We start from the raw sequence: 11,311 nt of genomic DNA, 5'->3' as shown, positions 1-11,311 counted from the left end.
CTTCAGCCGACGCGCTTTCCAAGTACGAGAATTCGGGTGCGCATGGGACTGACCCTCCCCCCGGCACGCACCGACTGTCAAGTGGGTGGGACGGGAGTCTCATTATGTGAGCGGAGAGCTGTTCCGCCCCCGAAAACGACGGGCACACCACTGGTGTACACCCCCGGGGGGCTGCCCGCGAACGCGGGCTCGGCCGGCCCGTGCGGTACCGGGTAGTGGCCGCAGGACAGGGCCCGGCGAAGCCGGTACTCGTCCAGCGGTCCGGAGAAGGCCATGCCCTGTCCGTGCGTACAGCCCATCGCGCGCAGGGCGACCACCTGTTCCGGCAGGTCGACCCCGTCGGCCACGGACTGGAGCCCGAGGTCGCCGGCGATGCGCAGCAGCCCGCTGGTGATCTTGTGCAGCCGCGCGGACTCGACGACGCCCTCGACCAGACTGCGGTCCAGTTTCAGTACGTCGACGGGCAGCCGCCGTAGCGTCGTGATGGTGGCGTAACCACTGCCGAAGCCGTCGAGGGCGATCCGGACTCCGAGCCGCCGCAGGGCGGTCAGGCGGCGCTCCAGCTCGTCCAGGGAGACCCTCGGGTCGGTGTCGGACAGCTCGATGACCAGGGAGCCGGACGGCAGCCCGTGCCGGGTCAGCAGGGCCTCGATCGAGCCGAGCGGCATCGACTTGTCCAGCAGCCGTCGGGCACTCATGCGCACGGCCACGGAGACGGCGGGGCCGACCGCGAGGCGTTCGGCGGCCTGCTCCACGGCCTCCTCCAGCATCCAGCGCCCCAGCTCGGCGGTCTTGTCGCTGTCCTCGGCCACCCGCAGGAACTCGGCCGGCGTGAACAGCACGCCCTGCGACGAACGCCAGCGCGCCTGCGTGGAGACCGACGTGATCCGGCCGTCCGTCAGCGACACCACGGGCTGGTGCAGCAGCGCGAACTCGCCGTCGTGCAGCGCGGCCCGCAGCCGGGTCGCCAGCTCCGCCTTCCGTACGACGTCCTGCTGCATCTGCGGGGCGTACAGCTCGACCCGGCCCTTGCCCGCGCCCTTGGCGCGGTACATCGCGAGGTCTGCGTTGCGCAGCAACTCCCCCGCGCCCAGGCCCGGTTCGGCGAAGGCGACGCCGATGGAGGCGGCGACACGGACATCGTTGCCGTCGATGAGGTACGGCTGGGACAGGGTGATGCGCAGCCGGTCGGCGAGCTCCATGATGTGCCGCTCGCGGGCGGCCCGGTCCCGGGTGCCGTCGCCGACGATCAGGGCCGCGAACTCGTCGCCGCCGAGCCGGGAGGCGGTGTCCCCGTGCCGGACCGCGCCGTCGAGCCTGCGGGCGGCCTGGATGAGGAGTTCGTCCCCGGCCTGGTGGCCGATGGTGTCGTTGACGGCCTTGAAGCCGTCGAGGTCGATGAAGAGCACGGCCGTGCCGCGGTCGGTGGAGCGGCGGCCGGACAGGGCCTGCTGGACGCGCCGGGTGAACAGGGCGCGGTTGGGCAGGTCGGTGAGCGGGTCGTGCTCGGCGTTGTGCTGCAACTGCGCCTGGAGGCGCACGCGTTCGGTGACGTCCCGGCTGTTGAAGATCAGGCCGCCGTGATGGCGGTTGACGGTCGACTCGACGTTGAGCCAGCCGCCGTCGCCGGAACGGAAGCGGCACTCGATCCGGGTGTTGGACTCCTCGTAGGGGCTGGCGGCGAGGAAGCGGCGCACCTCGTGCACCACACAGCCGAGGTCCTCGGGGTGGATGAGCGAGGCGAGTTCGTTCCCGACCAGTTCCTCCGCGGGCTTGCCGTAGACACCGGCGGCGGCCGGGGAGACATAGCGCAGGATGCCGTTCGGGGCGGCGATCATGATGACGTCGCTGGAGCCCTGGACCAGGGAGCGGAAGTGGTTCTCCTTCTGGGCCAACTCCTGGGTGAGGACGATGTTGTCGAGCAGCATGATGCCCTGGCGGACCACGAGGGCGAGCACCACGCAGCCCGCGGTGATGAGCACCACTCGGTCGGGGCTGCGGCCGTTGAGGACGTTGTAGAGGATCCCCAGCGTGCAGACGGCGGCGGCGAGATACGGGGTGAGCGCGGCCAGTGAACCGGCGATCGGCCGGGTGACCGGATACCGCCCCTGGTCGGCGCCCGGCGCGGAAGCGTGCTGCTGGACTCCGCCGCGCTGTCCGGGCCGGTGTTCGTGCACCACGCGTGTGTGCCCGTCGTCCTCGGGCTGGGTGTGCCGGGGCGCGGCCCAGGGGGCGTAGGCGAGGAGCAGTGAGCCGGCGAACCAGCCCGCGTCGAGCAACTGGCCCGAGTGGTAGTTGTTGTGGAGCAGCGGCGAGGTGAACAGGGCGTCGCACATCACGGTCAGGGCCAGCGCGCCGATCGCGGTGTTCACCGCGGTGCGGTTGACCGAGGAGCGCCGGAAGTGCAGCGCGAGCACCATGCTGACCAGGGCGATGTCGAGCAGCGGGTACGCCAGGGAGAGCGCGGTGTGGGCCACGCTCGGCCCGTCGAACTTGGCGGCCTGGGCCAGCGCGAGGCTCCAGGACAGGGTGAGCAGCGAGCCGCCGATCAGCCAGGCGTCCAGCGCCAGACAGACCCAACCGGCCTTGGTGACGGGCCGTTTGGCCAGCACCAGGAGGCCGACGATGGCCGGCGGCGCGAAGCACAGGAAGAACAGGTCGGCGAAGCTGGGGCTGGGCACGGGGCGCTCCAGGACGACCTCGTACCACCCCCAGACTCCGTTGCCCAGTGCCGCCATCGCCGAGGAGAGCGAGAACAGCAGCCAGGCGGGTCGAAAGCGGATACGGCGGCTTCGCGCGTAGAGGAAGCATGAGACGGCGGCGGTACCGGCCGCCGCGCTGAGACCGAAGTCGCCCATGATCAGGGCGACTTGGGCGGAACCCCAGTCGAGCGCGGAACCGACGGCGTATCCCGCGCACACCAGGGCCAGGACGAGTTGCTGGACCAGGCCCCAGCCGCCGGAGGCCGGCGGTCGTGGCTGCCGCGCTCCCGGCGAAGTCCGGTCCCGGAGCGCCCCGTTGAGGGTGGTCGTCGCAGACGGTGGCGAACTCACCGGGCCCTCCCGGTCCGTGCCGCTCCCCGGTCCCGCGGGCTCCGGTGCGCTGGATGGGCGTGCCTGCGGCGGCTGTTGTACCTGCGGTGGTGATGGCTGGGGCGGCTGGGCCGGCCCCCGTGACCGCTTCGGCTGTCGTGATCGCCGTGATTGCCGTGACAGCCGTGGTGGCCGCGTCTGCGCGCGGCGGTGCGCCAGGGTCGCCGTCGGCGGCCCCGCCGCGTCGGATCGCTCGTCCATAGGCCGTGCATCGCCCGTCGCCCCCCTCACAGTCTGAAATGTCCGTCCCCGGCGCCGAACGGTGCGCGGCGCAGCCCCTGCCGGGACGATACACCAGTCTCGTCACTCAGGGACATAGTTCCTCTACGCTCCGTGACGACCAGCGGAGACGCGCGCACGCCCCGCTTCCGGAAGGTTGCGGAGGGTACCGGAAGCGGATTGCGCGCCTGTCGTGACTACTCGGTCGGTCCTGTCGTAAGGATCACGTTGCGCAGCGGCTCATGGTTCACGAACCGTCCCAACTGGTCCACAACCAGACGCTTCGCACGCGGCAGGAACGCCGACGTGGGGCCGCCGACATGCGGACTGATCAGTACCCCGGGCGCCTGCCACAACGGGTGCCCCTGGGGCAGCGGTTCGGGGTCGGTGACGTCCAACGCGGCGGTGATACGGCCGCTTTCCAGCTCCGCGAGCAGCGCCTTGGTGTCCACGACGGGACCGCGGGCCACGTTGACCAGCAGCGCTCCGTCCTTCATCCGGGCCAGGAACTCGGCGTCGACCAGGTGACGGGTGGTCTCGGTTAGCGGCGTGGACAGGATGACCACGTCCGCCTCCGGGAGCAGGGCGGGCAGTTCGGTGAACGGATGCACCGGTCCGCGCTCCGTGGTGCGCCCGGAGCGCGCCACGCGCGCCACCCGCGCGAGCTCGAAGGGAGTGAGCCGGTCCTCGATGGCCGCTCCGATGGCGCCGTAGCCGACGATGAGGACGGACCGGTCGGCGAGCGCCGGGTGGAAGTCGCCCTGCCAGCGCTCCTGTTGCTGCGCCCGCACGAACTGCGGGATGCCGCGCAGCGAGGCGAGGGTCAGCGTGAGCGCGAGTTCGGCGGTGCTCGCCTCGTGCACTCCGCGGGCGTTGCACAGCCGCACCCCCGGGACGATCAGGGAGAGGTCCGCGGTCATGTCGTCGATCCCGGCCGTCAGCGTCTGGACGACCTGGAGATTCCGCATGTGCTCCAGCGGCCGGGTCTTCACGGGGTGACGCTTCATGTACGGCACGACGTATACCGCACAGTCGGCGGGATCGCCGGGGAACTCCTGATCGCCCTCCTCACCTCCGTCCCAGAACAGGTAGTCGGGCCCCTCGGGGAGCCCTTCGATCTCCTCCGGCGGGATGGGCAGCCACACGTCGACAGTCATGGTCAGGAGGCTATGTCAGGCACGCGCGCGTGCAGAGGTTAGGTTGGTGGACCAGGAGAGGGAGGGTCACGGGCAGGTGGAGCGCAGGACGATCGGCGCGGGGGCGCTCTCGATGGGGGCCGTCGGGCTCGGCTGCATGCCGATGAACTGGGCCTACAGCGGCTCGCGGCAGCGGGGCGACGAGTCGGTCAGGGCCGTGCACCGGGCGCTCGACCTGGGCATGACGCTGCTGGACACCGCCGACATGTACGGCCCGTTCACCAACGAGCTTTTGTTGGGGCGGGTGTTGAAGGAGCGGCGCCAGGACGCGTTCGTGTCGACCAAGGTCGGCCTGCTGGTCGGCGAACAGCACATCGTGGCCAACGGCCGCCCCGGCTATGTGAGACGTGCCTGCGACGCCTCGCTGCGCCGCCTCCAGACCGAGGTGATCGACCTCTACCAACTGCACCGCGCCGACCCCGAGGTCCCGGTCGAGGAGACGTGGGGAGCCATGGCGGATCTCGTACGGGCCGGAAAAGTAAGGGCGTTGGGCATGTGCGCGGTCGGCGCCCGCTCGGCGCGCCGGCCCGGGGCGCGGCTGCATGACGGAACGATCCGCCAACTCCAGCGCGTGCAGCAGGTGTTCCCGGTGACGGCGGTGCAGGCCGAGTTGTCGGTGTGGTCGACGGAGGCGCTGGACGCGCTGCTGCCGTGGTGCGCGGCGCGCGGGGTCGGCCTTCTGGCCGCGATGCCGCTCGGCAACGGCTTCCTCACCGGCACCCTGACCCCGGGCGAGGGCTTCGAACCGGACGACGTGCGCGCCCGCCACCCCCGCTTCACCGCCGAGATGACCGCCGCGAACCAGCCGATCGTGGCCGGGCTGCGGCGCGTGGCCCGCCGCCACGGCCCGGAGGTCACCCCGGCGCAGGTGGCCCTGGCGTGGGTACTGGCGCAGGGCTCGCACGTGGTGCCGGTGCCCGGCACCAAGCAGGAACGCTGGGTGACGGAGAACGCGGGAGCCGCGGAGCTCCGCCTCACGCCGGAGGACCTCACGGAGGTGGCGGAACTCCCGGCGGCGCTGGGTTCCTGGGACTGACCGCCGGATTCGGAAGAGGGCTCGATCCTGCGTCGGTCGTCGGTGATCGGGAACCCGTCCGGCGTGAGCGGTGTATGACAAGGAGAACCCGCCCGTCGAAGGGACCTGATCGTGCAACGTCGAGTCGTGTCGGCCGCCCTGGCCGTGACCGCGCTCCTGCTGACGGCCGGCTGCTCCTCCGGCGGCGGAGACCCGCGCTACGGCACGAACACGCCGTCGGGCAGCGCCAGTACGACCACGGGGTCGTCGTCCTCCGGGCAGCCCGCCGCGCGGATCCCGCCCGCCAAGGGCACGGTGAAGGTGCTGCGCACGGTCACCGAGGGTCTGAAGACCCCCTGGGGCCTGGCCCCGCTGCCCGACGGGAACCTCCTCGTCTCCTCCCGCGACGACGGCACGATCACCCGGATCACCGAGAAGACGGGCCGGAAGACCGAGCTGGGCACGGTCTCCGGGGTCTCCCCGCAAGGCGAGGGCGGCCTCCTCGGCATCGCGCTCTCCCCGGACTACGCCTCGGACCACATGATCTACGCCTACTTCACCTCCGACTCGGACAACCGCATCGTCCGCATGCTGTACGACCCCAAGAAGCCGGCCGGAGAGCAGCTGGGCGCCCCGGACACGATCTTCAAGGGCATCCCCAAGGGCTATATCCACAACGGCGGCCGGATCGCCTTCGGCCCGGACGGCATGCTGTACGCGGGCACGGGCGAGACCGGTCAGCGGGGTCTGGCCCAGGACAAGAAGTCCCTGGGCGGCAAGATCCTGCGGCTGACCCCGGAGGGCGACCCGGCGCCGGGCAACCCGTTCCCGAACTCGCCGGTGTACACGTACGGCCACCGCAATGTGCAGGGCCTGGCCTGGGACTCCAAGCAGCGGCTGTTCGCCTCGGAGTTCGGCCAGGACACCTGGGACGAGCTGAACGCGATCGCTCCGGGCGACGACTACGGCTGGCCGAACGCGGAGGGGAAAAGCAGCGACTCCAAGTACCACAACCCGATCACCCAGTGGCACACCGACGACGCCTCCCCCAGCGGTATCGCCTACGCCGAGGGTTCCATATGGATGGCGGGCCTGAAGGGCCAGCGCCTGTGGCGCATCCCGCTGGACGGCACGAAGGCGTCGGCCGCTCCGCAGGCCTTCCTCACCCGCGAGTACGGCCGGCTGCGCACGGTGGTCTCGGCGGGCGGCGACAAGCTGTGGCTGGTGACCAGCAACACGGACGGGCGGGGCACGCCTAAGTCGGGGGACGACCGGATTCTGGAGCTTCAGGTGTCGTAGGGGACGGGTCTGTGGAGGGGTCGGGGCCGGCTTCAGGTTCGGCTTCGGCTTCGGGCAGGCGGACGACAACCTTGCCGGACTCCAGGTCTATCGGCCCGCGTCCGGGGTCGCCGTCGGCGACGTCGACCCTGGTCATCTCCAGGCGGTTGCGCTCGTCCTCGGTGTGCTTGCGGCCCGGTGAGAACAGTTCCTCGAACATGTTGAACACGGCGCCTCCCCTGGCCCGGTCCCCTACAGCGTACGACTCATCCGGCCGAACGCACGGTGAGCGGGTCGGGCGGGAACAGCCCGAGCCGGTGGGCCACGGCCGCCGCCTCGCCCCGGCCGGAGACGCCGAGCTTGCCGAGGATGTTGGAGACGTGGACGCTCGCGGTCTTCGGGGAGATGAAGAGCTCCTCGGCGATCTGCCGGTTGGTGCGGCCCGCGGAGACCAGGCGCAGGACGTCGCGCTCCCGGCTGGTGAGGCCGAGCGCCTCCACGGGGTCGGCGGTGACGGCTCGCGGCGCCGGGACCCTGGTGAGCGTCAGCCGGGCCCGCTGGGCGAGCAGGGCGACGGAGTCGGCGAGCGGGCGGGCGCCCAGGTGCTCGGCTACGGCACCGGACAGCCGGAGGAGTTCGGTGGCCCGGTCGCGCCGGTCGTCACCGCTGCCGCCGTCGGTGTCGGTGTCGCCGGCGCCGGTGTCGGACAGGAGCGCCTCGGCCAGGCGGTGGCGGACGCGGGCAAGGTCGTAGGGGCGGTCGAGGCGCTCGAAGGCGGCGACCGCCTCGGACCAGTCGTCCGGGGTGCAGCGGCCCTCGGCGCGCAGCAGTTCGGCGCGCAGCCAGCGCTCGTGGGCCTGCCAGACGGGGGCGTTGGTGGCGACCCGTTTGGCGGCCTCCCGGATGCGTTCGAGGATCTTGGGGCGGCCGGGGTCGGCGGCGGGCAGGCCGATGGCCTGGGCCTCGGCGACGGTGGCGGCCACCAGCAGGGGCCAGGTCTCGAAATGGGTGCCGGGCCGGAACCCGGAGTCCAGGACCTGTTCGAGGGTGGCGCGGGCGTCGAGGAGGCGGCCTTCGGCGGCGGCGACCTGGATGTCGATCCGCTCCAGGGGCTGGTGGTGCTGGGGTGCGACGTCATGGATGCCGTAGTGCTCGCGGGCGGCGGCCAGTTGGCGGCGGGCCTCGGCCACCTCGCCCCGGGCGAGCGCGAGTTCGGCCCGAAGACGGGCGTGGAAGCCACGGGGTTTGGAGCTCTGGCCCACCCGCTCGGCCTTGGTCGCGGCCTCGGCGGCCTCGTCCCAGCGGCCCAGGGTGAAGAGGGATTCGGCGAGGTTGCCCCAGATCCAGGCCTCCTTGTCGAACTGGCCGTACTTCTTGGCGAAGGCGAGCCCGGTCTCCAGGATCGGCACGGCCTCGCGGGAGCGGCCGACGGTTTCGAGGGAGGACGGGAGGTTCACATAACTGCGGCCCGCGACGGTGGAGATACCCTCGGCGACCGTCCGTTCGTTCACCTCGACCAGCTCGGCGAGGCCCGCCTCGACATCGCCGGAGGCGACCATGAGGCCGGCCAGGGTGAGGCGGGCGTCCATCTCGATCTCGCGGGCGCCCACCATGCGCGCGTACTCGACCGCGCGCTCGGCGGCCGCATAGGCGTCGGGGCCCGGCACATGCACCATCGACCAGCCGGCGACCTTGGCCAGTACCTCCGCGTGCACCTCGGAGGGCGGCAGGCCGCGCACCAGCTCCTGCGCGGAGGCGAGTTCCGACCAGCCGTCGCCGCGGCCCTGGTGCCGGATCAGGACGGAGCGCTGCACCCAGAACCAGGCGGCCCGCAGCGGGTCGCCCTCCTCCTCCAGGAGATGCAGCGCCCGCTTGGTGATCTTCAGGGCGCGCTCGCGCTCCCCGCTGAGCCGCCCGGCGACGGCGGCCTCCGCCATCAGGTCGAGGTAGCGCAGGGGTGTGGTCTCGGGGTCGCAGCCGCACGCGGGATACACCTCGGCGTAGTCGACGGGCCGCAGGCCGGCGCGTACCGCGTCGGGGGCGGTGTCCCAGAGCTCCATCGCCCGCTCCAGGAGCCGCAGTTGCTCGGAGTGGGCGTGTCGGCCGCGGGCCGCGACGGAGGCGTCCAGGACGGCGGGGAGGGCCTTGGCGGGGTCGTGGGCGTGGTACCAGTAGCTCGCCAGCCGCATCACGCGCTGGTCGGCCGGGACGAGCGTCGGGTCGGCCTCCAGGGCTTCGGCGTAGCGGCGGTTGAGGCGGGAGCGCTCGCCGGGCAGCAGGTCGTCGCCGACCGCCTCGCGGACCAGGGAGTGCCGGAAGCGGTAGCCGTCGCCGCCGGGCGCGGCCTGGAGGATGTTGGCGCCGACGGCCGCCCGCAGTGCCTCGATGAGGTCGTCCTCGGCGAGCCGGGCGACGGCGGCGAGCAGTCGGTACTCGACGGTGGAGCCGCCCTCGGCGACGATCCGGGCGACCCGCTGGGCGCTCTCGGGCAGCGACTCGACCCGGACGAGGAGCAGGTCGCGCAGGGAGTCGGTGAGGCCGGTGCGGCAGCCGTCGTCGGCGGCGACGGCGAGTTCCTCGACGAAGAAGGCGTTGCCGTCGGAGCGCCGGAAGATCTCGTCGACCTGGGCCTGGTCCGGCTCGGCGGCGCGGATGCCGGCGATCTGGCGGGCCACTTCCTGCCGGTTGAAGCGGCCGAGCTCGATCCGGCGGACCGTGCGCAGCCGGTCGAGTTCGGCGAGCAGGGGGCGCAGCGGGTGGCGGCGGTGGATGTCGTCGGCGCGGTAGGTGGCAAGGACGAGGAGGCGGCCGGTGCGCAGCGTGCGGAAGAGGTAGGCGAGGAGGTGGCGGGTGGAGGCGTCGGCCCAGTGCAGGTCCTCCAGGGCGACGACGACCGTGCGCTCGGCGGCGACGCGCTCCAGGAGGCGCGCGGTGAGTTCGAAGAGGCGGGCCATGCCCTCCTCGTCGCCGCGGCGGGACCGGTGTGCGGTGGGGGTCTCCGCCAACTCGGGGAGCAGTCGGGCCAGTTCCTCCTCCTGGCCGGCGGCGGCCGTGGAGAGTTCGGCGGGCAGTTCGCGGCGCAGGGCGCGCAGGGCGGTGGAGAACGGGGCGAAGGGCAGCCCGTCCGCGCCGATCTCGACACAGCCGCCGAGTGCGACGACGGCGCCCCGGCGGCAGGCGGCCGTGGCGAACTCCTCGACGAGCCGGGTCTTGCCGACGCCGGCCTCGCCACCCAGCAGCAACGCCTGCGGCTCGCCCGCGGCAGCGCGGGCGAGCGCGTCGTTCAGCGTGTCCAGTTCGTCGGCGCGGCCGACGAAGACCGGACTGACGGACCGGGTCTCCACGCCTGCGAGCATGTCACGCGGGTCTGACAACGCGGCACTCGTTTTCGGGAGGGCGGTCGCGGGGAGGAGCGCCCCGCCGACCCGCCGGGCGGGCGCCGTACGGCCGCCCTCCCGTGCCCCTCCGGTCACGACGCACGGGCGAACAGGTGCCTGCGCGGGCGTTCGGTATGCACCTCCCTCTCGGCGGCCTGCCGGGCCTGCTCGCGGCGGGCGGCACGGGCGCCGCGGACGGCCTCGCGGGCCAGCCGCTCGTTGGCCGCCAGCCGGCGGAGTTCGGCGGAACGGAGCTGGTGCATCTCGTACTCGTACATCTCAAGTCCCTTGATGGAGGCGGTTTTTCGGCTTCGCTCTCTGCGATGCCTCAACCTTCGTCTCCAAGGGGGGTCCGCCACATCGGGAGAGTTCCGCATCTTGCGGGGCCGGGCGGGCCTTAGACATGCGTAAGGGGCCTCAGGTCCTCCGTAAGGTGCTTACGGAGGACCTAAGACCCCTGGTGAACTGCGGTGACTCAGCTCGCGGAGGGCAGGCTGAGCAGGACGTCGGTGTACTTCAGGACGGCCAGGAGCAGGCCTACGACGCCGAGGGCGACGCCGGCCCAGGAGACCGACTTGATCCAGGTGGCCTGCGGCTTGCCGGGGGCGCCGAAGGCGGGCCGGACGAGGGCGCCGACGCCGACGAACAGGCCGACCAGGGCGAAGATGCCGGCCCAGAGCGCGGTGGTGTGCCAGGCGTCGCCGTAGACCTCCTTGATCTGCGTCGCGACGCTCGCGGTGGACGCGGTGTGGAGCTGGCCGACGAGGGTCTCGCGGGCGGCGGCGACGGAGCCGACCCAGCCGCCGGAGAGCGAGATGAAGCCGAGCGCGGCGGAGACCACGGCGGCGGCACCCTGGCCGACGCCGGAGGAGGCTTCCGGCTCCTCAAGCCCGAGCTTCGCGAGCTCGGCCGCGTACTCCTCCTCGGTGAGGTCGTCCTCGTCCTCGGAGGCCTCGGCCTCGGCGGCCTCCGCGTTGGCGGGCTCCTGCTCGGTCACTTCCTCGTCGGTCTTGGTGACATCGGCCTTCGTCACATCGGTCTTGGTGACGTCGACGGTTTCCGCGTCGCTCTTCACCTCGGGGGCCTCGTTCGCGGCCTCGTCAACAGTCTTGGTACCCATGCTGCGCACGGTAG

General features: G+C 72.1%; 8 protein-coding genes. 2 read left to right on the top strand and 6 right to left on the bottom strand.

Features of this window, described 5'->3' with window-relative positions:
- Positions 1 to 77: 77 nt before the first annotated feature.
- Both ACWDEW_RS06975 and ACWDEW_RS06970 read right to left on the bottom strand, forming a co-directional pair.
- Positions 78 to 3,053 (bottom strand): putative bifunctional diguanylate cyclase/phosphodiesterase, encoded by a 2,976-nt coding sequence (locus ACWDEW_RS06975; RefSeq protein WP_450510366.1) that lies wholly within the window; start codon positions 3,051 to 3,053, stop codon positions 78 to 80.
- Positions 3,054 to 3,508: 455 nt separating this feature from the next.
- Positions 3,509 to 4,468: a 2-hydroxyacid dehydrogenase gene (locus ACWDEW_RS06970; protein WP_450510364.1), complete on the bottom strand. Its 960-nt coding sequence runs from the start codon at positions 4,466 to 4,468 to the stop codon at positions 3,509 to 3,511.
- Positions 4,469 to 4,544: 76 nt separating this feature from the next.
- Between ACWDEW_RS06970 and ACWDEW_RS06965 the strand changes: the two genes are divergently transcribed.
- Both ACWDEW_RS06965 and ACWDEW_RS06960 read left to right on the top strand, forming a co-directional pair.
- Positions 4,545 to 5,543 carry an aldo/keto reductase gene (locus ACWDEW_RS06965; RefSeq protein WP_450510741.1) on the top strand — a complete coding sequence of 333 codons (999 nt, stop codon included), beginning with the start codon at positions 4,545 to 4,547 and terminating at the stop codon, positions 5,541 to 5,543.
- Between the two features lie 126 nt (positions 5,544 to 5,669).
- Positions 5,670 to 6,821: a PQQ-dependent sugar dehydrogenase gene (locus ACWDEW_RS06960; protein WP_450510362.1), complete on the top strand. Its 1,152-nt coding sequence runs from the start codon at positions 5,670 to 5,672 to the stop codon at positions 6,819 to 6,821.
- On the opposite strand, the gene ACWDEW_RS06955 is transcribed toward ACWDEW_RS06960, so the two are convergent.
- From ACWDEW_RS06955 to ACWDEW_RS06940, 4 genes are all read right to left on the bottom strand, one after another.
- Positions 6,778 to 7,020, bottom strand: a complete 243-nt coding sequence (locus tag ACWDEW_RS06955; RefSeq protein WP_450510740.1) for a DUF6191 domain-containing protein — start codon at positions 7,018 to 7,020, stop codon at positions 6,778 to 6,780. The genes ACWDEW_RS06960 and ACWDEW_RS06955 overlap by 44 nt on opposite strands.
- 46 nt (positions 7,021 to 7,066) lie before the next feature.
- A complete protein-coding gene (locus ACWDEW_RS06950) occupies positions 7,067 to 10,156 on the bottom strand; it encodes a helix-turn-helix transcriptional regulator (protein ID WP_450510360.1) in 3,090 nt (1,029 codons plus the stop codon).
- Positions 10,157 to 10,269: 113 nt separating this feature from the next.
- Positions 10,270 to 10,455: a hypothetical protein gene (locus ACWDEW_RS06945; protein ID WP_450510358.1), complete on the bottom strand. Its 186-nt coding sequence runs from the start codon at positions 10,453 to 10,455 to the stop codon at positions 10,270 to 10,272.
- 197 nt (positions 10,456 to 10,652) lie between these two features.
- Entirely contained in the window at positions 10,653 to 11,297 is a 645-nt protein-coding gene (locus tag ACWDEW_RS06940; RefSeq protein WP_450510356.1) for a hypothetical protein, read from the bottom strand.
- Positions 11,298 to 11,311 lie beyond the last annotated feature (14 nt).

This window comes from Streptomyces sp. NPDC001100 (genome assembly GCF_053598575.1).
The sequence above is the reverse complement of the archived record's forward strand: the minus strand, read 5'-3'. Positions and strand labels throughout refer to the sequence as shown.

Bases quoted from the DNA above. Each gene is read 5' to 3' on its own strand.
- ACWDEW_RS06970 (WP_450510364.1), bottom strand. From the start codon at position 4,468: ATGACTGTCGACGTGTGGCTGCCCATCCCGCCGGAGGAGATCGAAGGG.
- ACWDEW_RS06950 (WP_450510360.1), bottom strand. From the start codon at position 10,156: ATGCTCGCAGGCGTGGAGACCCGGTCCGTCAGTCCGGTCTTCGTCGGC.
- ACWDEW_RS06955 (WP_450510740.1), bottom strand. From the start codon at position 7,020: ATGTTCGAGGAACTGTTCTCACCGGGCCGCAAGCACACCGAGGACGAG.
- ACWDEW_RS06940 (WP_450510356.1), bottom strand. From the start codon at position 11,297: ATGGGTACCAAGACTGTTGACGAGGCCGCGAACGAGGCCCCCGAGGTG.
- ACWDEW_RS06945 (WP_450510358.1), bottom strand. From the start codon at position 10,455: ATGTACGAGTACGAGATGCACCAGCTCCGTTCCGCCGAACTCCGCCGG.